Source organism: Fictibacillus nanhaiensis (genome assembly GCF_019801215.1).
Taxonomy (GTDB): domain Bacteria; phylum Bacillota; class Bacilli; order Bacillales; family Fictibacillaceae; genus Fictibacillus; species Fictibacillus nanhaiensis_C.
Map to the genome: position 1 here is coordinate 326,048 of NZ_JAHVJO010000001.1, position 26,609 is coordinate 352,656.

Annotated in this window: 23 protein-coding genes, 1 pseudogene and 1 other annotated feature; of the genes and pseudogenes, 22 read left to right on the forward strand and 2 right to left on the reverse strand. The window is 39.6% G+C overall.

The genetic code is table 11. From position 1 onward, the window contains the following. Nucleotides 1–71: 71 nt before the first annotated feature. The 12 genes from nadB (at nucleotide 72) to yajC (ending at nucleotide 11,443) form a co-directional block, all read left to right on the forward strand. A complete protein-coding gene (nadB, locus tag KUV80_RS01610) occupies nucleotides 72–1,652 on the forward strand; it encodes an L-aspartate oxidase (RefSeq protein ID WP_222460942.1) in 1,581 nt (526 codons plus the stop codon). Next, nucleotides 1,606–2,466: a carboxylating nicotinate-nucleotide diphosphorylase gene (gene nadC, locus KUV80_RS01615; protein ID WP_222462225.1), complete on the forward strand. Its 861-nt coding sequence runs from the start codon at nucleotides 1,606–1,608 to the stop codon at nucleotides 2,464–2,466. The genes nadB and nadC overlap by 47 nt, the downstream gene beginning before the upstream one ends. Next, nucleotides 2,441–3,538, forward strand: coding sequence for a quinolinate synthase NadA (nadA, locus tag KUV80_RS01620; protein WP_222460943.1), 1,098 nt, complete (start codon nucleotides 2,441–2,443; stop codon nucleotides 3,536–3,538). The genes nadC and nadA overlap by 26 nt, the downstream gene beginning before the upstream one ends. Before the next feature lie 138 nt (nucleotides 3,539–3,676). Beyond that, nucleotides 3,677–5,314, forward strand: a complete 1,638-nt coding sequence (locus KUV80_RS01625; protein WP_222460944.1) for a LysM peptidoglycan-binding domain-containing protein — start codon at nucleotides 3,677–3,679, stop codon at nucleotides 5,312–5,314. Beyond that, the gene (locus KUV80_RS01630) at nucleotides 5,307–6,293 is read left to right on the forward strand and encodes a phosphotransferase (RefSeq protein WP_222460945.1); all 987 of its coding nucleotides are present in this window, start codon (nucleotides 5,307–5,309) and stop codon (nucleotides 6,291–6,293) included. Before KUV80_RS01625 ends, KUV80_RS01630 begins: the two co-directional genes overlap by 8 nt. A gap of 71 nt (nucleotides 6,294–6,364) precedes the next feature. Further along, nucleotides 6,365–6,952, forward strand: coding sequence for a YhcN/YlaJ family sporulation lipoprotein (locus KUV80_RS01635; RefSeq protein ID WP_222460946.1), 588 nt, complete (start codon nucleotides 6,365–6,367; stop codon nucleotides 6,950–6,952). Between the two features lie 193 nt (nucleotides 6,953–7,145). Then, on the forward strand, nucleotides 7,146–7,739 hold the full coding sequence (gene ruvA / locus KUV80_RS01640) for a Holliday junction branch migration protein RuvA (protein WP_222460947.1): 594 nt from the start codon (nucleotides 7,146–7,148) through the stop codon (nucleotides 7,737–7,739). 14 nt (nucleotides 7,740–7,753) lie between these two features. Beyond that, nucleotides 7,754–8,752, forward strand: a complete 999-nt coding sequence (gene ruvB, locus KUV80_RS01645; RefSeq protein ID WP_222460948.1) for a Holliday junction branch migration DNA helicase RuvB — start codon at nucleotides 7,754–7,756, stop codon at nucleotides 8,750–8,752. Further along, nucleotides 8,752–8,943 carry a DUF2905 domain-containing protein gene (locus KUV80_RS01650; protein WP_222460949.1) on the forward strand — a complete coding sequence of 64 codons (192 nt, stop codon included), beginning with the start codon at nucleotides 8,752–8,754 and terminating at the stop codon, nucleotides 8,941–8,943. The genes ruvB and KUV80_RS01650 overlap by 1 nt, the downstream gene beginning before the upstream one ends. Before the next feature lie 18 nt (nucleotides 8,944–8,961). Beyond that, nucleotides 8,962–9,990 (forward strand): tRNA preQ1(34) S-adenosylmethionine ribosyltransferase-isomerase QueA, encoded by a 1,029-nt coding sequence (gene queA / locus KUV80_RS01655; RefSeq protein ID WP_222460950.1) that lies wholly within the window; start codon nucleotides 8,962–8,964, stop codon nucleotides 9,988–9,990. 16 nt (nucleotides 9,991–10,006) lie between these two features. Further along, nucleotides 10,007–11,149 (forward strand): tRNA guanosine(34) transglycosylase Tgt, encoded by a 1,143-nt coding sequence (gene tgt / locus KUV80_RS01660; RefSeq protein ID WP_222460951.1) that lies wholly within the window; start codon nucleotides 10,007–10,009, stop codon nucleotides 11,147–11,149. 24 nt (nucleotides 11,150–11,173) lie between these two features. Further along, nucleotides 11,174–11,443: a preprotein translocase subunit YajC gene (yajC, locus tag KUV80_RS01665; protein WP_222460952.1), complete on the forward strand. Its 270-nt coding sequence runs from the start codon at nucleotides 11,174–11,176 to the stop codon at nucleotides 11,441–11,443. Between the two features lie 30 nt (nucleotides 11,444–11,473). Here the strand turns inward: yajC and KUV80_RS01670 are convergent, their stop codons facing one another. Then, a complete protein-coding gene (locus KUV80_RS01670; RefSeq protein ID WP_222460953.1) occupies nucleotides 11,474–11,863 on the reverse strand; it encodes a TIGR04086 family membrane protein in 390 nt (129 codons plus the stop codon). Nucleotides 11,864–12,045: 182 nt separating this feature from the next. On the opposite strand from KUV80_RS01670, the gene KUV80_RS01675 reads away from it, so the two are divergent. Then, the gene (locus KUV80_RS01675; RefSeq protein ID WP_222460954.1) at nucleotides 12,046–12,702 is read left to right on the forward strand and encodes a DUF421 domain-containing protein; all 657 of its coding nucleotides are present in this window, start codon (nucleotides 12,046–12,048) and stop codon (nucleotides 12,700–12,702) included. 28 nt (nucleotides 12,703–12,730) lie between these two features. Here the strand turns inward: KUV80_RS01675 and spoVB are convergent, their stop codons facing one another. Then, a complete protein-coding gene (gene spoVB, locus KUV80_RS01680) occupies nucleotides 12,731–14,281 on the reverse strand; it encodes a stage V sporulation protein B (RefSeq protein ID WP_222460955.1) in 1,551 nt (516 codons plus the stop codon). A 98-nt stretch (nucleotides 14,282–14,379) separates the two neighbouring features. Here spoVB and KUV80_RS01685 point away from each other — a divergent pair, with 98 nt between their 5' ends. From KUV80_RS01685 to aspS, 9 genes and pseudogenes are all read left to right on the forward strand, one after another. Next, complete coding sequence (locus KUV80_RS01685; RefSeq protein ID WP_222460956.1) at nucleotides 14,380–14,631, forward strand: post-transcriptional regulator; 252 nt, start codon at nucleotides 14,380–14,382, stop codon at nucleotides 14,629–14,631. A gap of 261 nt (nucleotides 14,632–14,892) precedes the next feature. Continuing rightward, nucleotides 14,893–17,107 (forward strand): annotated as a pseudogene (secDF, locus tag KUV80_RS18565) (protein translocase subunit SecDF). 72 nt (nucleotides 17,108–17,179) lie between these two features. Beyond that, nucleotides 17,180–19,531, forward strand: a complete 2,352-nt coding sequence (recJ, locus tag KUV80_RS01700) for a single-stranded-DNA-specific exonuclease RecJ (RefSeq protein WP_222460959.1) — start codon at nucleotides 17,180–17,182, stop codon at nucleotides 19,529–19,531. 20 nt (nucleotides 19,532–19,551) lie between these two features. Further along, on the forward strand, nucleotides 19,552–20,064 hold the full coding sequence (locus KUV80_RS01705; protein WP_222460960.1) for an adenine phosphoribosyltransferase: 513 nt from the start codon (nucleotides 19,552–19,554) through the stop codon (nucleotides 20,062–20,064). A 154-nt stretch (nucleotides 20,065–20,218) separates the two neighbouring features. Continuing rightward, the gene (locus KUV80_RS01710) at nucleotides 20,219–22,402 is read left to right on the forward strand and encodes a RelA/SpoT family protein (protein ID WP_222460961.1); all 2,184 of its coding nucleotides are present in this window, start codon (nucleotides 20,219–20,221) and stop codon (nucleotides 22,400–22,402) included. A gap of 22 nt (nucleotides 22,403–22,424) precedes the next feature. After that, nucleotides 22,425–22,868 carry a D-aminoacyl-tRNA deacylase gene (gene dtd / locus KUV80_RS01715; protein WP_222460962.1) on the forward strand — a complete coding sequence of 148 codons (444 nt, stop codon included), beginning with the start codon at nucleotides 22,425–22,427 and terminating at the stop codon, nucleotides 22,866–22,868. A gap of 71 nt (nucleotides 22,869–22,939) precedes the next feature. After that, nucleotides 22,940–23,113, forward strand: coding sequence for a hypothetical protein (locus KUV80_RS01720; RefSeq protein WP_222460963.1), 174 nt, complete (start codon nucleotides 22,940–22,942; stop codon nucleotides 23,111–23,113). Between the two features lie 44 nt (nucleotides 23,114–23,157). Next, nucleotides 23,158–23,389: a binding site (T-box leader), on the forward strand. A 75-nt stretch (nucleotides 23,390–23,464) separates the two neighbouring features. Continuing rightward, nucleotides 23,465–24,733 carry a histidine--tRNA ligase gene (hisS, locus tag KUV80_RS01725; RefSeq protein WP_222460964.1) on the forward strand — a complete coding sequence of 423 codons (1,269 nt, stop codon included), beginning with the start codon at nucleotides 23,465–23,467 and terminating at the stop codon, nucleotides 24,731–24,733. A gap of 14 nt (nucleotides 24,734–24,747) precedes the next feature. Then, nucleotides 24,748–26,526 (forward strand): aspartate--tRNA ligase, encoded by a 1,779-nt coding sequence (aspS, locus tag KUV80_RS01730; RefSeq protein ID WP_222460965.1) that lies wholly within the window; start codon nucleotides 24,748–24,750, stop codon nucleotides 26,524–26,526. The last annotated feature ends 83 nt before the right edge of the window (nucleotides 26,527–26,609 follow it).

The following is a 26,609-nucleotide window of genomic DNA, read 5'->3' on the forward strand; positions in this document are numbered from 1 at the left end:
TTCTTGTAACCAGTTTAAATCTATGTAAATATAGGTGTCAAGACACATGTAAAATAGAGGTGTTTTATTTTATGGAAATTGTTGAAACAGATGTTTTAATCATTGGCGGAGGCATAGCAGGTCTAACAGCTGCGGATTACTTAAGTTTGGATAAGAATGTGATTGTTATCACAAAGTCGGATTTAGAGCATTCGAACTCTTATTTGGCTCAAGGTGGAGTCTCCGCTGCCATTGATAAAGAGGATTCTTGGCAAGACCACTTTTTCGATACTCTGAATGCTGGGCACTTTCATAACGATTATCAAATGACCGAACTTCTTGTAAAAGAGGGACAAAACGTTATTAATATCCTTTCTGCATGGGGAGTTCCATTAGATAAGAATGAAAGAAACACTTTCCAGCTTGGGAAAGAGGGCGGCCACAACAAGAATAGAATCGTTCATGCTGGCGGAGATCAGACTGGAAAAACGATCATGAAAGTCTTATCCAATCGCATTAAAGATAAAGCAAATATCGTTTCGGGCGAATATGCCATAGACTTAATAGTTGATCAAAACACGTGTTTTGGTGCTTTTTGTAAAGATAACAACGGAAACCTTACTATGTATAAAGCCTTTCATACAATATTAGCTGGGGGAGGATATGCGGGGATCTACTCGGTATCATCAAACTGTTATGGTTCTGACGGAAGTTCAATAAGTATGGCCTATAGAGCAGGGGTAGAGCTTGCTGATCTGGAGTTCGTGCAGTTTCATCCGACCTTGCTTAAAAATGATTATGGAAACGGATTAATTACAGAAGCAATAAGAGGACAAGGAGGAATCCTTGTAAATTCAAAAGGAATTCCAATCATGGATGGCGTTCATCCGCAAAAAGATTTGGCACCGAGAGATATTGTTTCTAGACGTTTATTTGAAGAGATACATAGCCACAGAGAAAACGTTTATTTAGATATTCGGACGATTCTACAATTTTCAAGAAAATTTCCAGGTGTAACTTTACTATGTGAAAGTGCAGGAGTGTCTTTAGAGAATGGGTTAATTCCTGTTGCACCTGGCGCACATTTTACGATGGGAGGTATAAAGACTGATCTTGATGGAAGAACATCGATGAAAGGTTTGTACGCGATTGGTGAATGTGCGAATACAGGAGTACACGGTGCTAATAGGCTCGCGAGCAATTCATTGCTTGAAGGGGTTGTGTTTGCAAAGCAAGCTGCATCTCATATCATTCAAAGTGAGCGGAATCACCTTCAAACCTCACCAACGTTTAAAATGGATAGCTTCTTAAGTTCAAATAAGGCAGAACAAGAAGTACTCGCCGAGAAAGTCATTCAATCTCTTATGGATGAATGTGCAGGAATTTGCAGGCATCGAGAACCTTTAATCAAAGCAAAAAATCTTCTGCAAATGGATGACTTTAGGCCGTACTTGTTGACATGGCCGTTGGATCTTATTAAACGCTTAAATATGCAGACGATGGGATGGTTAACTGTTACGAGTTGTCTAAAGCGTGAAGAGAGCAGGGGAAGTCACTATCGGACAGATTTTCCATCGTCACATCCAAGCTGGCAACAAAAAAAGATAGTAAGGAGCATACGAAATGATAAATCCATTATTGCTAAAAAAGCAGCTGCAGGAATTTTTAATTGAAGATATCGGTACAGGTGACTTATCTGCGTCTCTTTTTGACGATGATGCTATAACTTCTGCCATTATTTCTGCAAAAGAAAAAGGTGTTTTTGCAGGCCAACAAGTACTTCCGATGATTTACGAGCTGATTGATCCAACGATTGAAACAAAAGTACTTGTTAAAGATGGGAGTCATATCGAACAAGGGACGATTTTGGCTGAAATTAAAGGAAAGCCCTCAGGAATTCTCTCTGGAGAACGAGTGTTGTTAAATATGATACAGCGACTGTCTGGAATAGCTACCATTACGGCACACGCAGTTTCACTGGCTTCTAACCGGGCACGGATCTGTGATACAAGAAAAACGACTCCGGGGCTAAGAATGTTAGAAAAATATGCGGTACGGTGCGGCGGCGGGTTTAACCACCGATTCGGCCTATATGACACCGTAATGTTAAAAGAAAATCACCTTGCAGGGTTTCCTTCGATAATAGAAGCCGTTCAAACAGTCAGAGAAAAATTTGGTCATACCGTAAAAGTAGAAGTAGAAACTGAAACAGAAAAACAAGTGCTTCAAGCTGTTGATGCAGGAGCAGACATTATCATGTTTGATAATTGCACACCATTTGAAATTCAGCAGCGTTTGAAACACGTACCTCCAGCAATCATAACTGAAGCGTCCGGTGGAATCACTTTGGAATCGATTGATGAGTACAGCCGAACAGGAGTTCAATACTTATCATTAGGATTTTTAACACACTCCTATAATGCGGTTGATATTAGTCTTAATATGGAAGGAGCGATAAAGCATGACCATTCTAGAAACCTTTATTAAAAATACATCCGTTCCTGATAACTATTCTTTTATGACTGCCAAAGAAATGGAAGAGAGAATTTGGGAGATTAAACATCAATTAAAAGACAAACTATTTTTACCTGCCCATCATTATCAAAAAGATGAAGTGGTGCAATTTGCTGATGTAACTGGCGATTCTCTTCAGTTAGCCAAAATCTCTGCAGAAAATAAACAAGCAGATTATATTGTATTTTGTGGCGTTCACTTTATGGCAGAAACTGCTGATATGTTGAGCAAAGCTCATCAAAAGGTTATTCTTCCTGACTTAAGAGCAGGGTGCTCAATGGCGGATATGGCGGATATCCATCAAACTGAAAGAGCGTGGAACGAACTAACACAAGTTTTCGGAGATACGATAATTCCTATAACATATGTAAATTCTACGGCTGGAATAAAAGCTTTTTGCGGAAAACATGGTGGTGCAACGGTAACATCTTCAAACGCAAAGGATATGGTAAAGTGGGCTCTTCAACAAAAGAAGAGACTGCTATTCTTGCCAGACCAGCATCTAGGAAGAAACACAGCCTATGACTTAGGAATCCAACTCGATAAAATGGCAGTATGGGATCCGATTCAAAATAAATTAATGTATGACAGCTCAGATATGGAACAACTAAAAGTGATTTTGTGGAAAGGGCATTGTTCTGTTCACGAAAAATTTACGGTAGAACAAATAAACGACTTCAGAAAAAATCAACCGGAGTATAATATCATCGTTCATCCAGAATGTACGCTCGAGGTGGTGCAAGCAAGTGATGTAAATGGATCAACTCATTTTATTATTGAAACGATAAAAAAAGCTAAATCTGGATCAAAGTGGGCGGTAGGTACAGAAATGAACCTTGTAAATCGATTATCGAACATGTTTCCTGATAAGGAGATTGTCTCACTTAATCCAAATCTTTGCCCATGTTTAACGATGAATCGTATTGACCTTCCACATTTGTTGTGGTCACTTGAGAAAATCGTCGAAAATAAGCCTCAAAACATCATAAAAGTTGATGAAGAAACGAAAAATTACGCGATCCTAGCTTTAAATCGCATGATGTAGGATATTCTTGCCCCCTGTCATATCCCTCTTTATGAAGGCATAAATTGATAAAGGAATAATGACACTTCGATAAGATGTAGCAATATGCCCAAATGTTCATATACTGTAAGGAAATTTGGCAGGAGGGAGTTTTGCAGCGTGAGAATTCACATTGTGCAAAAAGGGGACACACTTGACAAAATAGCTGAAAAATATGACGTGCCTGTATCCGAGTTGAGAAAAGCAAATCCTGATTTTTCAAGAACCGATGTAATTGAGCGGGGGGAAAAAATAAAAATTCCGATTAAGATGCCTGGTATAAAAAAAGAAGCACCTATTAAGAAGGAGCAGCCGAAGCCGGTTGCGCCTGTGCAGGAAATACCAAAACCAGCACCCAAACCTGCGCCAAAACCAGCGCCAGTAAAGCCGGCACCAATGAAGCCTGCACCGATGAAACCTGCTCCAAAAAAGCAGGCACCGATGAAGCCCGCGCCGATGAAACCAGCACCAATGAAACCAGCACCGATGAAACCATCACCACCAAAAATGGATAAGAAAGATGTTCCAATGAAGAAAGATACGTATCAGGCTCCAATGAAAGCCCCAATGAAAGAGCCTATGGCACCTATTCATGATAAAGATTTTGCTGGAATGATGGAATCCTCAAATCTTGGACACATTCCAATGGGGTATCCGAACCAAACTCATCAGCCCAACATGCCAAATATGGCAAACATGCCGAATATAGCCAACCAGCCAAATATGGCCAACCAGCCAAATATGGCCAACCAGCCAAATATGGCAAATGAGCCGAACGCGGCAGGAAAGCATGGTCTATATCCGATGGGTAAAGATGGGTATCCGGCAAACAAACATCCATTTTTGCAAGAAGAGTCATCAGGAATGATGCAAAATATGTACGGTTCTATGCCACCTATGTTTCCAAAGCCGCAGACATACTCACAAATGCCTCAAGGATACGGTATGATGCCGCCGCAAGGCTTTAGTGGAATGCCACAATTATATGGTGGAGGATACCCGCAAGCTGTGCAACAAGGTGTTGCAGGAGCACAGCAAGGTGGAATGCCTTTTGGTGAATATCCTGACTCTGCAATGGATTTGATGCCTGCAGGAGAATATACTCCTGGAGGACAACAGTATGATCAAAGTATGTCTCAGATGGGCATGCCTCAAACTGGTGGAATGCAACAGATGGGTCAGATGGGTATGCCACAAACAGGTGGAATGCCACAGATGGGTCAGATGGGTATGATGCCACAAGGTGGAATGCCACAGATGGGTCAGATGGGTATGATGCCACAAGGTGGAATGCCACAGATGGGTCAGATGGGTATGATGCCACAAGGTGGAGGAATGCCCCAGATGGGTCAGATGGGTATGATGCCACAAGGTGGAATGCCACAGATGGGTCAGATGGGTATGATGCCACAAGGTGGAATGCCACAGATGGGTCAAATGGGTATGATGCCACAAGGCGGAGGAATGCCCCAGATGGGTCAGATGGGTATGATGCCACAAGGCGGAGGAATGCCACAGATGGGTCAGATGGGTATGATGCCACAAGGCGGAGGAATGCCACAGATGGGTCAGATGGGTATGATGCCACAAGGTGGAGGGATGCCACAGATGGGCCAGATGGGTATGCCACAAAGCGGAGGGATGCCTCAGCAGATGGGGATGATGCCACAAGGTCAAGGAATGCCGAATCCATATTCTCAAGCGCAGGCCCGTGAAAGCGAGCAAGAAAGTGCGGAGGAAACGGAAGAAAATGAATAAGAATAATAGAGACGGTTTCCAAGGAGATCGTCTTTTTTTAAAAAAGATGGAAGATGTTGGCCTGAATGTAGTGGATTTTGGATTCTTTCGGGAAAATGTTATTTGGATTAAAACCCATCAGGGAAAGTACGTGTTAAAAGGGTTTCGACGGCAAGAAACATGCCATAAACAATTAAATCTCTCCAAACTATATAAGAGTCAAAAGCCTAGAATTATGGGAACGTATACTGCATTTCCAAATAATAAACGTCTCGTCCAGTTTGGAAAATTTCATTGGGCAATCATGCCATTTTATAAAGGAGATGGCTTGCATTTTGGTAATCCTAGGGATGTATCTGCGGGAATGGATGCGATTAGCCGGTTTCATTCATTTTCCAAAAACATTCCAACAGATATTTATCATGATCTTTCATCCTATTCCCTGTATAAAAAATGGAGCGACCGTTACGAAACATTTAAACATCATGCAAAATCGGCTAAATGGAGTGCTCAGATGAAGCCATTAGTCTCCGATATACTCATGTGGGGAAAGTGGACGCTTACGCATTTTGATCATAAAGCAATTGAATCCTTAGAACGGAAAGCTTATAAAAGGAGAGAAATCACTCATGGTGATGTTGCTCCTCATAATTTTGTAATAAATAAAGACAAATCAAAGGAAGCTTATCTGATTGATTTTGATTTATTTGCCGCCGTTCCTCAAGCTTATGATTGGCTTCAATACGCTAACCGTATTTTACCGTTTTGGTTTTGGTCATATACCAAAATGGAAGAAATGGGTAATAAAGATTTTATTAAATGGTTCAGTAAAAAGTGGTTTGTCATTTGTTTAGTGTTTCCAACAGATTTATATCGAGAGTGGAATCGTGCCTTAAAACTTGGAGATCAGGAAATGATCGATGAAGTTACAAAATTCACGCTGCGTGATTTTTCACACCGGAAAAAATTTATAGATCGGATTATTAAAAATATCGAATAAGCTTATCCTACATTTAACAGATTATTTCAAGCCTCCTCTTGCCAACCTATAGGTGAAAGGAGGTTTTTCCGTTGAAAACAATTGTTAAGTCCCTTTCCTTTGTAATCCTCGCTGGAGGTCTTGCTGGCTGTAATGGAGTAAACGAATCTCAAGACAAGTATGACAACGACACTCGCCCGATTGGATATTATTCAAATGAGGAAGATAATCGTGGTGATCTTGACAGGGGAATCGGTTTTATTTCGGATATGGCTGATCGAGATACAAAGGATCACACTTCCACTTATCACGAAGATTATGATGGTGCACTTGCTGAACGAATAGCTGAAAAAGTGAACAACATCCGTGGAGTAGACGATGCTCACGTTATTCTTGAGGATAACAACGTCATTGTAGGAATCGATACGGATGGTAAGAAAAAAGAAGAACTGACGGACAAAATCAGGGAAACGACAGCAAAGATGGTACCAGATCGTGAAGTAAAAGTTGTTTCAGATCAAAGAATGGTTGACCGAATTCAAAATGTTGATAATGATTTGCGTGACGGCCGTGCTTACACGGAAGTAGAGACTGATGTGCGTGGAATCATGAATGACATAGTTGATGCCGGCAGCGATCTTGGAAATGCGATAAAACGTCCTTTCGAAAATAACCGCTAGAGAACAGTTCGCTGTTCTCTTTTTTTATTTGCCGAATATGTTTCTTTTTGTTTTTTAGTTTAAGAAGAAGAAGTGTAATTCTGTCATACACTGAGTCTTGAAATTCTCTTTTTTATAAGGATTTAACCGAATGCCTATGGTACAATAACTAATAGAAACATACGCTCGGTTTAAGCGTTAAGGAGAGAACTCGTTGATAGAAAATATTTTAGGAAATGTGGATTACATAACAGCGGAATATGTTGTCATCAACAATAATGGAATTGGTTATAAAGTGATATGTCCAAATCCTTTTATTTATAAGGTCAATGAACAAAAAATAGTTTATACGTATCAATATGTCCGTGAAGACATTCTTGCCCTGTACGGTTTTGGAAATCGAAAAGAACGCGATTTATTCTTAAAATTATTGAACGTTTCGGGAATTGGTCCTAAAGGTGCTCTCGCAATTGTTGCTTTTGGTCAGCCAGAGCAGGTCGTTAATGCCATAGAGCAAGAAGATGAAAAGTTTTTAACAAAGTTTCCAGGTGTAGGAAAGAAAACAGCACGTCAAATGATTCTGGACTTAAAAGGAAAGCTGTCCATTTTTGCTGACGTGGAGATAACTGAAGGACTATTCGCTGAAACTGAAGCAATTGGGGATGAGCTTGATGAGGCACTCGAAGCACTTGCTGTTTTAGGATATGGCCGAAAAGAAATCCAAAAAGTTTTACCAGAGCTAAAGAAAGAAAAGATGACCGCAAATGACTATGTAAAAACGGCATTAAAAAAGTTAATGAATTCGTAAGGACGTGAGGATACATGGAAGAAAGAATTGTTTCTTCAGAAGAACGTCAAGATGAAGCAAACATGGAGTTAAGTCTGAGGCCAGAAGCATTGGATGAGTATATTGGCCAATCCTCAGTTAAAGAGAATTTGCGCGTGTTTATAAAAGCTGCTAGAATGCGCAGCGAACCATTAGATCATGTGTTGCTTTACGGTCCCCCAGGTCTTGGGAAAACAACCTTGGCTTCTATCATTGCAAACGAGATGGAAGTAAACTTGCGAACAACAAGCGGACCAGCTATTGAACGTCCAGGAGATCTTGCTGCCATCCTTACCTCGTTAGAACCAGGAGATGTACTTTTTATCGATGAAGTGCACAGACTCTCACGTGCGATTGAAGAAATCTTGTATTCTGCGATGGAAGACTTCTGTTTAGACATTGTAATTGGTAAAGGAGAAGTAGCAAGATCTGTTCGTCTGGATTTGCCACCATTTACCTTGATCGGCGCAACAACGAGGGCAGGTTCATTATCAGCGCCTTTAAGAGACCGCTTTGGCGTATTGGCAAGGCTGGAATATTATAAGCCAGACGAGCTCTCAGAAATCGTAAGAAGAACTGGTGACGTGTTTGGTGTCAAGGTTGATGATCTCTCAGCTGAAGAGATAGCAAGAAGATCCAGAGGAACGCCAAGAATTGCAAACCGGTTATTAAGAAGAGTGCGTGATTTTGTTCAAGTGGAAGGAAAAGATGGAATCTCCTTGCCGAGTTGCCAAAAAGCATTAGAGCTTCTTCAAGTAGACCGTTTAGGTTTGGATCATATTGACCATAAATTATTATTAGGGATCATTCATACCTATAAAGGTGGTCCTGTTGGTCTTGAGACCATTTCGGCTACGATCGGTGAGGAATCCATGACAATTGAGGATGTGTATGAACCCTATCTTTTGCAGATTGGTTTTTTGCAGCGTACCCCTAGAGGACGGATGGTTACTGATCAGGCCTATCATTATTTTGGACTGGAGGCATCTCCATAATGTATCGGCTTTTTATTATTGCAGGAATCGTACTAATTATTATAGGATTAGTAGGTACGTTCATCGGGAAGCTCCCCGGTGATATGGTATGGAAGAAAGGGAATACAACCATCTACTTTCCCATAATGACCTCGATTATTGTAAGTGTTGTGTTATCCCTAATTTTTATGATTATCGGACGATTTAAATAGAAAGCAGGAATTGATTGAATGAACGTAAATGATTTTGACTTCCATTTACCTGAAGAATTAATAGCTCAGACCCCTCTTGAGAACAGAGCATCATCTAGGCTTATGGTATTGGATAAAACAAATAAAAAAATATCTCATAAGCATTTTTATGATTTGAAAAGCTACTTAAAAAAGGGCGATTGCCTTGTTTTAAATGACACGCGTGTTCTTCCTGCCAGACTTTTTGGACAAAAAAGCGATACTGGAGGAAAAGTAGAAATCTTACTTTTGAAGGAAGAAGGACAAGATACATGGGAAACCCTAGTAAAACCCGCTAAACGAATAAAGCTAGGGACAGAAATCACTTTTGGAGATGGCAGGCTAAAGGCTGTATGTACGGGTGAGAGTGATCATGGTGGAAGGTCATTAAAATTTTTATATTCCGGTATTTTTTATGAATTGTTAGATGAACTTGGACAAATGCCTTTGCCTCCCTATATTAAAGAGCAATTAGAGGAAAAAGACCGTTATCAGACGGTTTATGCGGTACATCAAGGCTCGGCTGCTGCACCTACTGCAGGACTGCATTTTACGACAGACATGATTGAAGAGATCAAAGCAATAGGAGTTCATGTTACTTTTATCACATTGCATGTTGGTCTCGGTACCTTTCGTCCTGTAAGTGTTGAAAATGTTCTTGAGCACGACATGCATGCTGAGTTCTATCAGATCACCAAAGGAACGTCAGAACTTTTAAATAAAGTAAAGGAATCAGGCGGAAGAATTATTACGGTCGGTACGACGAGTACGCGAACTCTTGAAACGGTAGCCAATAAGTTCGAAGGAAAGTTTCAGGAAGATTCAGGATGGACCAGTATCTTTATCTATCCGGGTTATGAATTTCAAGCAATAGATGGATTAATTACAAATTTCCATTTGCCAAAATCTACATTGATTATGCTCGTCAGTGCTTTGGCAAGCAGAGAATTTGTGTTGGAAGCATACAATGAAGCCGTTGAAGAAAAGTATCGTTTTTTCAGTTTCGGTGATGCGATGCTTATACTTTAAGGGGGATTTTTAAAAGATGAAGCCAGCAGTAACCTATGAATTAATAAAAACATGTAAACAGTCAGGTGCTAGGCTTGGAAAAGTTCATACACCGCACGGTTCTTTTGAAACACCAATCTTTATGCCAGTCGGTACATTAGCAACGGTTAAAACAATGAGCCCTGAAGAGTTAAAAGAACTTGGAGCGCAAATTATTTTAAGTAATACTTATCACCTATGGTTAAGACCGGGTCATGATATCGTAAAGGAAGCAGGCGGGCTCCATAAATTTATGAATTGGGATCGTCCAATCCTCACTGATTCTGGCGGCTTCCAAGTCTTTTCTTTAAGTGATTTAAGAGAAATAAAAGAAGAAGGCGTTCATTTTAGAAATCATTTAAGTGGTGAAAAGCTTTTCTTAAGTCCTGAAGGAGCAATGGACATACAAAATGCACTAGGGTCTGATATTATGATGGCTTTTGACGAGTGCCCACCATATCCTGCAGAATATGAGTATATGAAAGCATCCGTGGAACGTACAAGCCGATGGGCAGAACGCTGTTTGAAAGGACATGCTCGTCCTCAAGATCAAGCTTTGTTTGGAATTGTTCAAGGCGGAGAATATGAGGAGCTGAGAAAACAAAGTGCACGTGACCTTGTTTCACTCGATTTTCCTGGTTATGCAGTTGGAGGATTGTCAGTCGGTGAGCCGAAAGATGTGATGAATCGTGTGTTAGATTTCACAACGCCACATCTCCCTGAAAACAAGCCCCGTTACTTAATGGGTGTTGGTTCCCCCGATTCACTAATCGACGGTGCTATCCGAGGAATTGATATGTTTGATTGTGTGCTGCCTACTCGTATTGCCAGAAATGGAACATGTATGACAAGCGAAGGAAGACTCGTTGTCCGTAATGCTAAATACGCGCGTGATTTCCGCCCAATTGACGAGAAGTGTGATTGTCACGTCTGCCGTACCTATTCAAGAGCATACATTCGTCATCTTGTTAAAGCGAATGAAACGTTTGGTTTTAGATTAACAAGTTACCATAATCTTTATTTTTTGGTAAACTTAATGAAGCAAGTTAGACAAGCTATTATGGATGACAGGCTTCTTGACTTTAGAAACGAATTTTTTGAGATGTATGGATTCAATAAACCAAACGCTCGAAATTTCTAACTTTTTTGAAAGGGGTGAAGAAAAATGGATGCCATTAAAAGTTTATTACCAATTATCCTCATGTTTGCAATTTTTTATTTTGTGCTAATCCGTCCACAGCAAAAAAGACAAAAAGCTGTCCGTGATATGCAGTCAAATTTGAAAAAAGGCGATAGAGTAGTCACAATTGGCGGTTTACACGGAACGTTGGACAGCATCGATGACACAATCGCTGTTATTCGATCAAATGACGGTGCAAAACTGACATTTGACCGCAACGCAATTCGTGAAGTAAGAGATGAAGCAGCTCTATAAGAAAGTAAAGACCCGTCAATGTGACGGGTCTTATTTATAGGTCTGTTTATGACTGCTTAAGTTTACTCCCATTATTCCGCCAATCATGGATAAGACAAGGAACAAAGCATGATAAAGATATTGTGATGAATTGAATGTACTCTGATACCCTAAGTACTGGATAAGAAACACAAGAAATGAAAACAAAAGACTTGTTCCTCCTCCAAGCATCCAACCTTTACTTTGTCCTTTTTTACCAGAAATAAATCCTCCGATGAATAATGATAAAAACGATAAGCCGACCGTAACCCATTTTAGAGAAGCCTCCGTTAAACCAGTAAAACGCAATAAGAGTGATAACACTAGACTACATACCATAATCATAAGAAGAATTGCTATCAAACCCCGTCCCATCGAATGAGCCATATGTTTTATCCCCATCTTGATCCTCCTTATCCCTACAAGCTTTCTATATACTGTATTCATGCCTATATAAAATTAGAAGTACAAGCAATGGATTTTCCCTATAGTTTCCATACAAATCCTTACTGGCAAAACCTTCGTATCATGTTTTTTCATATCTGTGCCACACTAACAATGAAAAGATATGGAAGGAGGACATTATGGAGATATATACAATTATATTTAGAACGTTATTTATTTATTTTTTGATTGTTATCGTATTTCGCATGATGGGTAAACGTGAAATCGGTAAATTATCAGTAATTGATTTTGTAGTCTCCATAATGATTGCAGAACTCGCTGTAATCTCAATCGAGGATCCAAAAATTCCGATGTTAAATTCCATCATTTCTATTATCGTGTTGCTCGGAATTCAACTTCTTTTGGCGATTGTCTCCCTAAAAAGCAGAAAGATGAGAGAGCTGGTAGATGGAAAACCTTCTGTGATTATTAATGAAGGAAAAGTCGATGAAGAAGAGATGAAAAAACAAAGATATAACTTTGATGATTTGCTGACTCAATTACGTGAAAATAATATAAGAAGCTTAAATGAAGTAGAGTTCGGAATATTGGAAACGACAGGGAAATTATCAGTAATCAAAAAAAATGAACATACAGAAAGAAGCCCTCTGCAGATGATTCTTCCGCTCATTTTGGACGGAAAAGTTTTAGAAGACAATGTAGAAAAAGTAAATAAAACACCATTTTGGTTAAGGCAAGAACTAAAGAGAGCAGGGTTTAAAGATATAAAATCCATATCGTTCTGCTCTTTAAATGAAGACGGTTCCTTGTATGTCGATGAAAAAAATAAAAAATAAAAAAACAGCCAATAATAGGGCTGTTTTCTTATGCCCATCGCTTAATTAGCGGAATATGCTTGAGATCTTCTTTTCCTAATAACTTAAAGAAGATCAGCGTAAACAAATACAAAGCACAAGTGGCTGTCACACAGATCAAGAGTCCCTGTATGGGAGGGAATTGGGGCATCATGTACTTAAACAGATACATTGCGCCCGCTCCCGTAAACAAAATGGACAGCAAACAACGAACAAAATCTTTTACTACAATCGTGTAGCTTATTGCTTTAATTACTGTAGCAAAATGAAGCAGTGTTACGACGACGATACCAATAACAATGGCGAGGGCTGCACCCATTATCCCGAATTCTGGCCTTGTAGCTAGAGCAAATATGGCAGCGAGTTTTACGATTGCTCCGATCAAGCTGTTGATCATGGCTGAACGAGCCAAGTTGAGAGCCTGAAGAACGGCTTGCAGGGGTCCTTGGAAATAAAGGAAAAAGAAAAAAGGTGTCATAATTTTTACGTATGATGCACTTGCAGGAGAATTGTACATGAGATCCATAATTGGAACGGCATATACATACGTGATGACAGCAGCAATTCCTCCAGATAACATGGATAGCTTCAGTGCCTGATTCAAGCGATGTTCAATGAGATGGTATTTTTTTTGGGCATTTGCTTCACTGATTGCAGGGACTAAAGAAACAGAAAGCGAATACGTAATAAATGTGGGTAAAAACAGCAATGGGATGACATATCCCGCAAGCTCTCCATATTGAGAAGTAGCTAATGCTGTAGTTACTCCTGCAATTGCCAGGCTATTAGCAACTACAATTGGTTCAAAGAAGTAAGAAACAGAGCCGATAAGTTGACTTCCTGTTGTTGGAAGTGCGATATTCATTAAACCCTTAAGTGTCTCATGACCTTGTTTTAATTGTTTGAAGAACCCTTTTCTAATTCGAATTTGTTTCTTAACTTTAAACATCGAAAACATATATAGAAGAGAAGCCAGTTCACCAATAATAACGGAGATCATAGCGCCAGCAGCGGCATATTCCACGCCATATGGCAAGAATAATCCCGTTAATAAGGCGACAAGTGCTATTCTAACTACTTGCTCGATTACTTGGGAGTAAGCAGAAGGTCTCATATTTTGAAGACCTTGAAAATATCCGCGTAGAACGGAAGAAACGGCCACAACCGGTACGACAGGAGCGATAGCAATTAGTGGCCAAAAAGTTCTTTTATCCGTAAAAAAATGATTGGCTAACAACGGAGCTGCTATGAATAGGGCAATGGTTATGATTAAGCTTAAGAGGCCTGTAATTGCTAATGAAACGATTAAGATCTTCCTTACTTTGGAACGATCTCCAGAAGCATCAGCTTCGGCTACAAGCTTAGATATCGCAATGGGAAGACCAAGCCGTGTTAAAGTAACAGCAAGTAAGAATGTTGGTACAGCCATCATGTATAGTCCTACACCTTCATGTCCCATTACCCTTGCCATTACAATCCGATTTACGAAACCGAGAATACGGGTTATAAGTCCTGCTAGTATAAGCAGTAAAGTACCTTGTACAAGTGTTTGTTTTGTCATGTTTTTACCTGTCCTTTCTGGGACAATCTTATAAATACTATATGCACGATAAGTGAACAGTCATGACAGCTTGTTTCATAATTGAAAGGAAGGTTACTATGGAGAACATACATTTCACCGAATGGAAAGACAAAGTCCACCCAGCCATAAAGAGTAAGAAAGAAGAGTTTCATTACATGGGGTATGAGAGTGTAACAGATGAGGAAATATGGAAATGCGTAATGACGAAACTAAAGAAAAAGAAAGAGGACCCGCGTTTACATACTTTAGTGGATTATATTTTATCCTTATCATTGAACGACTTTATGACGTGGCTGACCATTAATGCTTATAAAGAAGATGTGAAATAAAATAAGGGGAGACATCAAAAAGTGTTATACTTTTTGATGTCTCTTTTCTATTTTGCGACAAAATAAGCTAGTAGACAGGATCATTCTTTAAAGTCGACAAAAAAACGTTTGACTTTGATTTTATTTATTTTATTTATGAATATTTTCAGGACAAATTGACAGAAAAAAACAACAGTCGCTATAATGGGAAGGATTAGTGTTAATAGCTATACATAAGTTATGTTGTTTTTTTGGATGCAGCATGAAGGAGGTTTCTAAAAAGTGGTAAAAAGAAGTAAGATCGTTATCTTTTTTGTGGTGCTTCTTATGTTTGCCGCGTTAATCGGGCTTACAACAGAAAAGATTGTAAAAGAAACAAAGCTTGGACTTGACCTCCAAGGCGGATTTGAAGTGCTATATGAAGTAGAACCTGTGCAAAAAGGTCAAAAAGTTACAGAAGATACACTCAAGAGTACGGTTGAAGCGTTAAACAGCCGTATTAATGTGCTCGGTGTTTCTGAACCCGATATTCAGATTGAAGGCAATGACCGTATCCGTGTTCAACTAGCTGGTGTTTCTGATCAAAACAAAGCAAGGGAACTATTGTCTACTCAAGCGGAATTAACGTTTCGTGATGTAGATGACAAAGTGTTGCTTGATGGCTCTGATTTAAAAGGTAATGGAGCAAAACAAAGCTTTGAGTCTCAATCAAATAAACCGATCGTTTCTTTGACATTAAAAGATGCGGATAAGTTTGCAAAAGTTACAAAAGAAGTTCTAGACCGTGCTCCACAAGGAGAAAACCTTTTAGTCATCTGGCTTGATTATGAAAAAGGCGATTCATTTAAAGAAGAACAAAAAAAGGAATTAACAGGAAAAGAACCTAAATATATATCTGCTCCTTCTGTCAATGAGGTTCTTACTCAAAAAGACGTTATGATATCTGGAAACTTTACTGTTGAAGAGGCACAAAGTCTTGCGAAAATCCTAAATGCCGGTGCACTTCCTGTTAAGCTCAATGAGATATATTCTACATCGGTTGGGGCGAAATTTGGGGAAAGAGCGCTTGATGAGACAATTTTCGCAGGCTTTATCGGGATCGCTGCTATCTTCTTATTTATGCTGTTTTTCTACCGCGTACCTGGGATCATTGCGGTGATAACGTTATCGATCTACATATATTTGATCATCGCTATTTTCTATCTGATGAATGGTGTATTAACTCTGCCAGGGATCGCTGCACTCATACTTGGTGTAGGTATGGCAGTTGATGCTAACATCATCACGTACGAACGGATTAAAGAAGAATTAAGAAGCGGTAAATCTGTTTTAAGTGCCTTTAAAGCCGGAAATCGCCGATCATTTACAACCATTTTTGATGCGAATATTACAACGATCCTTGCAGCCGCAGTTCTGTTTGCATATGGGACAAGTTCGGTTAAAGGATTTGCGTTAGTACTGATCATTTCAGTGCTCGCGAGTTTTATCACTGCAGTTTTTGGTACTAGGCTATTCCTTGGTTTATGGGTGCAGTCCCGTTTAATGGATAAGAAACCAGGATTGTTTGGTGTAAAGGAGAGTGACATTCGTGAGCTTTAATTACAACTTTGTAAAAAACAGAAACCTTTACTTTATCATTTCAGCTCTCCTAACGGTCGTTGGTCTTGTCTTTTTATTAACGATCGGATTGAAATTAGGTATCGATTTTGAAGCTGGATCACGTGTAAACATCCAAGCCAATGAAACATTGACGAACGAAAAAGTTCAGGCTGAATTTGAGTCTTTAGGATTTGAAGATGCGACAGTTGTGTTGGCAGGGAATAACGACCAAGCAAATGTATCGTTTAAAGGTGTTTTGTCAAAAGAAGAAATTGCAAAACTGAACACTCATTTCCAAGATAAATATGGGGAAACGCCTAGTGTGAGTACTGTTACGCCAACAGTTGGGATCGAATTGGCACAAAATGCACTTTTAGCTGTTTTGATCGCTTCCATCGGAATCATCATCTATGTAGCGTTTCGATTCGAATGGTCCATGGCTGTTGCAGCAATCATCGCGTTGTTCCATGACGCTTTTATGATCATCGCCATTTTCAGCATTCTTCGTATTGAGGTTGACTTGCCGTTTATCGCTGCGGTATTAACTATTGTCGGTTATTCGATCAACGACACGATCGTTACGTTTGACCGAATCCGAGAGAACATGAAACTCGAAAAGGTTAACAATAAAGATAAGCTTGCGGAAATTGTGAATAGAAGTATTCGTGAAACATTAGGCCGATCCATCAATACGGTACTTACCGTTGTCTTTGCTGCTTTAGCGTTATTAATCTTTGGAGCAGATTCAATACGAAACTTCTCTATCGCTCTTTTAATAGGTCTTGCATTTGGCGCATACTCATCTATTTTTATCGCAGCACAAGCTTGGTATGTGTTTAAAGCACGTCAATTAAAAAACAAAAAAGCACGTCCAGTCGAAGCTGAACCAGAAATTTAAAGTAAATATCCATTCTTAAATTGTCACCTCTTATCCTGTTTTGTATAATGAATAGGTTAAGAGGTGATTTTTATGTTGGAGCCTAGAACAAGATGGAAGGTTCAAGAATCTTCTGAGGAAAAGGCAAAATGGTTAGCAGAAGAGCTTGATCTTCCTCTTTTAATTGCCAATCTTCTCCTTCAAAGAGGGATAGATTCAATAGAAAAAGCTAAGAAATTTCTAAAGATAGACACGAATGAATTTCATGATCCTTTTTTATTGGATGGCATGAAAGAGACTGTGGATCGGATACATAAAGCGGTAGAATCGAACGAAAAGATTCTTATTTTCGGAGATTATGATGCTGACGGTGTGAGCAGTACGACAGTTATGTATTTTGCTTTAAAAGAATTAGGAGCTCAATTTGATTATTATATACCGAATCGCTTTACGGAAGGTTACGGACCAAATGAACCTGTTTTAAGAAAAGCGAAAGAAGATGGATATACACTTGTTGTAACAGTAGATACAGGAATATCTGCAGTTCATGAGGCAGAAGTTGCAAAAGAAGTCGGACTAGACTTTATCATTACTGATCACCATGAGGCACCTCCAGTATTACCGGACGCATTTAGCATTATTAATCCCAAAAAACCTCATTGTCCATACCCATTTAAAGGTCTTGCTGGTGTTGGTGTAGCATTTAAAGTCGCTCATGCAATTCTTGGAGAGCCGCCATTACATCTCCTCGATTTTGCTTGTATCGGGACGATTGCAGATCTTGTCCCATTAGTGGATGAAAATAGAATCATAGCTAAGATGGGGATTGAATCTTTATCAAAAACAGATAAAATCGGATTGCAGGAACTACTAAAAGTAGCGGGACTTTACGAAAAAGAACTTTCTTCAGAAGATGTTGGATTTGCTATCGGACCTCGTGTAAATGCAGCTGGAAGATTAGGTTCGGCAATGCCAGTTGTTAAACTATTCACCTCTACAGATCGAGAACAATCCGAGATGTTAGCAGAAGAAATTGATTCTGTGAACAAAGAACGTCAGGCAGTTGTAAATGAAATAACAAAAGAAGCAATCGCTATGGTTGAAGAATCGTTTCCACCCGAAGAGAATGAAGTACTCGTTCTTGCTAAAGAAGGTTGGAATCCTGGAGTTATTGGAATTGTTGCCTCACGGATCGTGGAAAAGTTTTATCGACCGACTATTGTATTGTGCTTAGATCCTGAACAGGAAACAGCAAAAGGATCAGCACGAAGTATACAAGGATTTGATATGTTTGAAAACCTTTCAGAGTCACGTGACATTCTTCCTCACTTCGGCGGTCATCCAATGGCAGCGGGAATGACTTTATCTCTTCATAATGTGGATGAATTACGCAATCGGTTGATTAAGCAAGCAAAAAACATACTAAAACCAGAAGATTTTCTTCCTGTTACAATGGTAGATCTTACCGCTTCTTTAGAGGACATCTCGTTAGACACTGTGGAAGTACTCAGTACGTTGGCGCCTTTTGGCATTGGCAATCCATCGCCTCGAGTACTCATTGAACAAGTACCGATTCGAGAGATGAAAAAGATAGGCAGTCAATCCAACCACCTGAAGCTGCAAGTAGGGAATGGTGAGCTTTCAGTTCTGGATTGTATCGGATTTCAAAAAGGCAGCTTACTTGATGAGATGACACCTTATTCCCTGTTATCGGTAGTTGGACAATTACAGTTAAATGAGTGGAACGGCTATAGAAAGCCCCAGCTTCTGCTCGAGGATCTTGCTGTTTCACATTTCCAGCTATTTGATTTTCGTGGTCTTAAAGATGCAGGGAGGAGACTTTCAGACCTTCCGAAAATAAAAACGTTTTATGTAACATTTAATGAACACACACTATCAGAATTAGGATTAGAGTCATTGTCGGAGCAAACATTAAAGGGAGATGGTCTTTATAACCTTCCTGATCAGATGTTCCACAATAAATATATCGTCTTTTTAGATGTTCCTCCTTCTCTCACAACGTTCACTGAGTGGCTGGAGACAAAAGGTGAACCTGCTAGAATTTATGCCGTTTTCCATCAGAATACTGATCATTTTTTCACTACTTTGCCCACAAGGAATCATTTTAAATGGTATTACGGATTCTTAGCAAAGCGAAAAACATTTGATGTTCAGAAAGATGGTACAGAACTGGCAAAATGGAAGGGCTGGTCTAAAGAAACAATAGATTTCATGTCACAGGTGTTTTTTGAGCTGGATTTTGTTACAATAAACGATGGTGTGATTACAGTGAATAATGAGCCAGGCAAAAAAGAATTAGACAGCTCACAAACGTACAAACGAAAGTTTGAGCAGGCTGATATCGAAAATCAGCTTGTATATTCTTCTTATCATGCTTTAAAAAGTTGGTTTACAGAGCAAACACGGCCAAAAGCTAGTTTGTAATTTTCAGGAGGCAAAGATTCATGGATTATAAGCCGTATATTTCAGTAGTTAATGATTTTCCGATTGAAGGTATTCGTTTTAAGGATATTACATCTCTCATGTCAGATGGGGCTGTCTACAAAAAAGCCATGGATGATATTGCAGAGTATGCAAAGGATAAGAATGTGGATGTAATTGTAGGACCTGAGGCGCGAGGCTTTATTGTTGGTTGCCCAGTCGCTTATACACTCGGACTAGGGTTTGTTCCTGTCAGAAAAGAAGGCAAGCTTCCGCGTGAAGTGATTAAAGTAGATTACGGTCTTGAGTATGGTAAAGATGTTCTGACGATGCATAAAGACGCTATTAAACCAGGACAAAAAGTATTGATTACTGATGATTTGCTTGCGACTGGCGGAACGATCGAAGCGACGATTAAGCTTGTCGAACAATTAGGCGGAGTAGTAGTCGGTATCGCTTTTATGATCGAACTTACTTATTTAGATGGTCGTGATAAGCTTTCTGGTTATGATATCTTCACATTAACCCAATACTAAGAATAGAAATAAAAGAGCTCCCTTATGGTGCTCTTTTTTACTTTCCTGTCACATGAATTACCCAATCATTCGACAAATTTCGTTTTTCGCTTTACATGAGGGTTCAATTTAACGATAATAGAAGCAATATACAATGACAACGTAAGGTGATTCCATGACGATAGAGCAAGTGTTGCAAAAGGCGGAGAGCTATCTGTCTAAAGAAGATATCGCTTTTATTACAAAGGCTTATGAATACGCAAAAAGTGCACATGACGGCCAATTCCGGAAATCGGGTGAGCCTTATATCCATCATCCTGTTGAAGTAGCGGCCATTCTAGTCAACCTGCAAATGGATCCTGTTACGGTTGCGGCAGGTTTTCTTCATGATGTTGTTGAGGATACCTCCATCACACTAAAGGACATCTCTAATCAATTTAACGAAGAAGTAGCGATGCTAGTTGATGGTGTAACGAAGCTTAAAAAGATTAAGTTTAAGTCGAAAGAAGAGCAGCAAGCAGAGAACCATCGGAAAATGTTTGTTGCTATGGCACAGGACATTAGATGTATCTTGATAAAGCTTGCCGATCGACTTCATAACATGCGTACGCTAAAACATATGCCGAAAGAAAAGCAAATACAAAAAGCGAATGAAACATTAGAAATTTTCGCTCCGCTCGCTCATCGACTAGGAATTTCGACGATAAAGTGGGAGTTAGAAGATGTTTCTTTGAGATACCTAAATCCTCAACAGTATTATCGAATTGTGAATTTGATGCAGCAAAAACGAGCGGAACGTGAGGATTATGTTCAGCAAGTGATGGATGAGATGAGGAGCAAGCTAAAAGAAGTCCAAATCACTGTAGATATCTCAGGGAGACCTAAGCATATTTACAGCATCTACCGAAAAATGGCTAAGCAAGGGAAACAGTTTAATGAAATATATGATCTCCTTGCTGTGCGCATAATCGTTCAAAACATTAAAGACTGCTATGCGGCATTAGGTATTATTCATACGTGTTATAAACCGATGCCTGGTCGTTTTAAAGATTATATTGCTATGCCAAAAGCGAATATGTATCAATCCCTTCATACTACCGTGATCGGACCAAAAGGCGATCCTCTTGAAGTTCAAATACGTACATCAGATATGCATCGTGTAGCTGAATACGGAATTGCAGCACACTGGGCATACAAAGAAGGGGCAGTTAAAGCACCTGTCAGTACATTTGAAAACAAACTTACATGGTTCCGTGAAATTTTAGAATGGCAGAACGATGTTGTAGATGCCGAAGAATTTATGGAATCGCTAAAGGTAGATCTCTTTTCAGATATGGTCTTTGTTTTCACTCCGAAAGGCGATGTATTTGAGCTGCCTTCTGGCTCTGTTCCTATCGATTTTGCGTATCGAATTCATACCGAGATTGGAAACAGGTGTATTGGTGCCAAAGTGAACGGAAAGATGGTCACCCTTGACTATCGTCTTAAGACAGGAGACATTATTGAGATTTTAACGAGCAAGCACTCTTATGGACCTAGTCAGGACTGGCTGAAGATCACACAGAGTTCTCATGCGAAAAATAAAATCCGTCAATGGTTTAAACGTGAAAGACGTGAAGAAAATGTAGCAAAAGGTAAAGAGCTTGTTGAAAAAGAGATCAAGAACCGCGGATATGAACTGAAAGAAATTTTCACTACGGATAATTTGCAATATGTTGCCCAAAAATACAACTTTGCAGGGGAAGAGGACATGTACGCAGCAGTTGGCTACAATGGCATAACTGCTGCGCAGATCGCAACCCGTTTAACAGATAAGGTCCGCCGTAAAAAAGAACAAGATCCAGACAACTCGGAACTGCTTGATGCGATAAGGGATTCTTCTGAGAAACCGCCAGAAAAAAGGCGGACAGATTCAGGAATCGTTGTTAAAGGTATCGATAACATGCTGATTCGTTTGTCAAAATGCTGTAACCCTGTGCCAGGGGATGATATTGTCGGTTATATTACGAAAGGCCGAGGTGTGTCTGTGCACCGAGAAGATTGTGTGAATGTCCATAATGAAGATGCACAAGTCCGTCTTCTTCCCGTTGAGTGGGAAGGCAATCTTGAGCAGCCTAAGAACTATAATGTGGACATTGAAATCAACGGGTTCGACAGACGTGGCCTTCTTAATGAGGTGCTGCAGGCTGTAGCCGAAACGAAAACAAACATAACTGCAGTTAGCGGGAAATCAGATCGAAATAAGATGGCAACAATCAGTATGTCTATCTCTATCCACAATGTCAGCCATCTGCAAAAAGTAGTGGAACGCATTAAACGGATACCTGACATTTACGCTGTACGCCGTATTATGCAATAGGCTTTAAGGAAGTGACTTTTGTATGAGAGTAGTACTGCAACGAGCAAAAAAGGCAACGGTAACAGTAGAAGCACAAGTGAAAGGTAACATAGATAGAGGGCTTATGCTTTTAGTCGGTGTAACACATGAGGATACGGAACAAGATGCTGACTATCTGGCTGAAAAAATAATCAATCTCCGTATTTTTGAAGATGATAACGACAAGATGAATTTATCACTAAAAGACACTGATGGAAGTATCTTGTCCATATCACAGTTTACGTTGTACGGAGATACGAAAAAAGGCAGAAGACCTAATTTTATGGATGCTGCTAAACCCGATCATGCTAAAAAAATGTATGACTATTTTAATGAAAAACTTATGAGCCTTGGCGTTAATGTTCAAACCGGAGTGTTTGGTGCGATGATGGATGTCGCTTTTACAAACGATGGACCTGTAACATTAGTGTTAGATTCTAAAGCTTAACGAAAACACTATGAATGAAACCTTCGCCTTTTTGGATAGACTAACCAAAAAAGCGGAGGAGTTTTTTTATTATGAGACAAAACCAAAAAGGATTAGATGGGGTTTCACAATGGAAGCAAATGAGCTTTCATGACTTCCTTTCGTTAGAGAAATCAGCAAACAACATCGAGCTTGCACAAGAGTTTGGTTTGGATCTTTATCAGGTCAATCAACTGAAGAAAAAAATAAAACGTGAAAACTATTGACATAGCACCTCTTTGAAAAGTATGATAATTTACAATTCCAAAATGAAAAACTGATGACGAAGAAAAGTAGCTTTACCCCACAGGGTTAGAGAGGAAATGCCTTAGCTGAAAGTATTTCTCCCTGATGATAGAGTGAAAGACACTTCATAGGTTTTAATTCGAACGGTTAGTTACAACCTCAGTAGAGTTACACGTGGGCAATCGTTACTTGCATAATGAGGAAGCTTAAAAACGGCTTCGAAGCAGGGTGGCACCGCGGGAACTCCCGTCCCTTATGAAATATATTTTTTCATAAGGGATGGGAGTTTTTTTTTTTTGAAATGAGCAACGATTCAAGGGAGGATGAAAGAAATGAGTATTAATATTCCAAGGGGGACGAAAGATATTCTCCCAGGAGAAGTAGAAAAGTGGCAGATCATTGAAGCAAAAGCGAAAGAAATATCTGCAAGATTCAATTATAAAGAAATCCGCACACCGATGTTTGAACATACTGATCTTTTTCAAAGAGGTGTAGGGGATTCTACAGATATTGTTCAAAAAGAAATGTACACTTTTACAGATAGAGGAGATCGAAGCCTGACCCTTCGACCAGAAGGAACGGCACCGGTAACGCGCTCTTACGTTGAAAATAAGCTTTTCGGACTTGCTGGACAACCGATCAAGCTTTATTACATCGCACCAATGTTCCGTTACGAGAGACCACAAGCGGGACGTTATCGCCAGTTTGTCCAATTTGGGATTGAAGCGATGGGCTCAGCTGACCCAGCCATTGACGCCGAAGTGATCTCCCTTGCGATGTCGCTTTATAAGGAGCTTGGATTAAAGAAACTCCGTCTTGTGTTAAATACATTAGGAGACGCTGAAAGCAGAAAGACTCATAAAGAGGCACTGATTGCTCATTTTGAACCAAGTATCGGAGAGTTTTGCTCAGATTGTCAAAATCGCTTAACAAAAAATCCTTTACGTATTCTCGATTGTAAGAAAGATCGAGATCACGAACTGATGAAGTCTGCTCCATCGATCATCGATCATCTAAACGAAGAATCAAAGGTCTATTTTGAACAAGTGAAAACAGCCTTAACTGAGATGAACATCGACTATGCACTAGATCCTACACTTGTAAGAGGACTTGATTATTATAACCATACTGCATTTGAGATTATGAGCGATGCAGACGGATTTGGAGCCATTACAACCTTAAGTGGCGGAGGAAGATACAATGGTTTAGTTGAAGACTTAGGCGGACCTCCTACACCGAGTATCGGATTTGCGATGAGCCTTGAGCGTCTTTTAATGGCATTAGAGGCTGAAGGAATCACGCTCGACACAGAAGATGTCTTGGATTGTTATGTAGTGGCGCTCGGAGATGATGCGAAGCGTAAATCTGTTTCCCTTTTAAACGAGCTTCGCCAAGCAGGAATAAAAAGTGATAAGGATTATTTAGATAAAAAAATGAAAGCGCAGTTTAAAGCAGCAGATCGATTAAAAGCGAAGTTTGTAGCAATCTTAGGTGATGAAGAACTGGCTAAAGGAATCATTAATGTTAAAAATATGCAGTCTGGTGAACAAACAGAAGTGCGTTTAGAGGAATTGAGCTCATTTATTAAGCAAGGAAAATAAGGAGGACACATCTTATGGAATATCGCACACATCATTGCGGGAAGATTACCGAACAGTTTATCGGTGAAAAAGTGACTATTACAGGTTGGGTACAAAAACGAAGAGATCTAGGAGGACTTATTTTTATCGATCTGCGTGACCGCTCAGGGATCGTGCAAGTCGTATTCTCGCCTAACGTTTCATCCTCAAGCTTAGAAACCGCTGAAAAAATCAGAAGTGAGTTTGTAGTAACAGTTACAGGCACAGTTATTGAAAGAGATGAAAAAACCGTTAACTTGGCAATGGATACAGGAAAGATCGAAATTTCAGGTGAAAACATTAAAATTTTGAACAGTGCTAAAACACCTCCTTTTTCCATTAGTGATGATGCTGAGATCACTGAGGATATTCGTTTGAAATATCGTTATTTGGATCTTCGTCGTCCTGTCATGCAAGAGACGATGAAGATGAGACATGAAGTTACCCGCTATATTCGTAATTTTTTAGAGAATGATGAATTTATGGAAATGGAAACACCGATGCTTACAAAAAGTACTCCTGAAGGTGCGCGAGATTATCTTGTACCTAGCCGTGTGCATCCAGGTGAATTCTATGCTTTGCCTCAATCACCGCAATTGTTTAAGCAGTTATTAATGGTTTCAGGATTTGAAAAGTATTATCAGATTGTACGTTGTTTTAGAGACGAGGATTTGCGTGCTGACCGTCAGCCTGAATTCACACAAGTTGATATTGAAACCTCTTTTATCGGTCAGGAAGCCCTTTTATCAATGATGGAAGATATGATGACCGGTCTTGTTAAACAAGTTAAAGGCATTGATATTCCAAAACCATTTCCTAGAATGACTTACAAAGAAGCGATGGATCGTTATGGCTCTGATAAACCTGACACCCGCTTTGGTCTAGAATTAATAAATGTTTCAGATCTTGTAAGGGACTCAGGCTTTAAAGTGTTCGCTTCAGCAGTGAGTAACGGTGGAGAAGTTAAAGCAATCAATGTAAAAGGAAAAGCTGCAAATTATTCAAGAAAAGACATTGATTCATTGACTGAGTTTACCGCTCGATATGGTGCGAAAGGTCTAGCTTGGATGAAGGTAGAAGCAGAAGGCTTAAAAGGACCAATCTCCAAGTTCTTTAACGAAGAGGAAGCGAAAGACCTAACAAATACCCTTCATGCACAAGAGGGAGATCTGCTATTATTTGTGGCAGACAAACCGTCAGTTGTAGCCGATAGTCTTGGTGCACTTCGACAGAAATTAGGAAAAGATCTTGGACTCATTGACCATACACAGCATAACTTCCTGTGGGTAGTAGATTTTCCGCTCGTTGAATATGATGAAGATTCTAACCGATATGTAGCACTGCATCATCCGTTTACCATGCCTAAGACAGAGGACCTTCACCTAATGGATTCAAATCCAGCTGATGTAAGAGCTCAGGCATATGACTTAGTACTGAATGGATATGAGTTAGGCGGAGGATCTCAGCGTATTTATGAACGAAGTGTTCAAGAGAAAATGTTTAAAACATTAGGGTTTTCTGAAGAAGGAGCTCGCGAGGAATTTGGTTTCCTTCTCGATGCGTTTGAATACGGAACACCGCCTCATGGAGGAATTGCTCTTGGGTTAGACCGTATTGTCATGCTTTTAGCAGGCAGATCAAACTTAAGAGATACGATTGCTTTCCCGAAAACAGCATCTGCATCATGTTTATTAACAAATGCACCTTCAGCGGTCAATGAAAAACAGCTTGATGAGCTTCACTTAGCTGTGAAGTTAAAACAAGAATCAAAGTAATGGAAAATTTAGAAAAATAAGAATTGTTTATTTTGAAGACACTTTTTGTCTTGTAATTGCAAAGTACGTGTGATAGTATTTAT